The sequence below is a fragment of the Ottowia cancrivicina genome, from assembly GCF_029813755.1.
In the GTDB taxonomy this organism is placed as follows: Bacteria; Pseudomonadota; Gammaproteobacteria; order Burkholderiales; family Burkholderiaceae_C; genus Ottowia; species Ottowia massiliensis.
The window spans coordinates 1-455 of sequence record NZ_JARVII010000102.1 but is presented as its reverse complement, the minus strand read 5'-3'; the positions used below and the strand labels follow the sequence as shown (position 1 = coordinate 455).

The window sequence follows — 455 nt, the reverse complement described above, 5'->3', positions numbered from 1 at the left end:
CAGATCAACGACAAGCCCGAGCTGAAGCAGAACAACAAAAGCGCGGCGCAAAACCGCTGGATTGCCTACAACAAGATGAGAGGCCAATACGCCAGCGCAATGGAGCATGCGGCGCCGGAGGCGTTCTGGGTGGATAAAATGAAGTGCAGCCATACGGATGAAAACGGGCGAATCCAGAACCCGACATTAAATCCGTGTGCGGAAGCCATCTCGGCAGTGAAAGCCATTGCCATTGCCCAAAGCGAAGGGCAGAAGATTTACACGATCAACAAGGCCAACGCGCAGACGACGCTAGCGAAACTGCCCATAGGCGGAGAAGTGGGCAGTGAAATCAGGAATGCCGTCAATGCCGGAAAGGAGGTGACCGTGCATGAGAAAAGCATCAACAAGCACGGATGGAAGGGGTTTGGGTATATTGTTATTGATCCGGAGACGGGGGCCGGGGCTTATTTGAT

Annotated in this window: 1 pseudogene; it reads left to right on the top strand. The window is 53.8% G+C overall.

The window, feature by feature from the left end:
• Positions 1-455 (top strand): annotated as a pseudogene (locus QB898_RS13230) (transglutaminase); the annotation flags it as partial.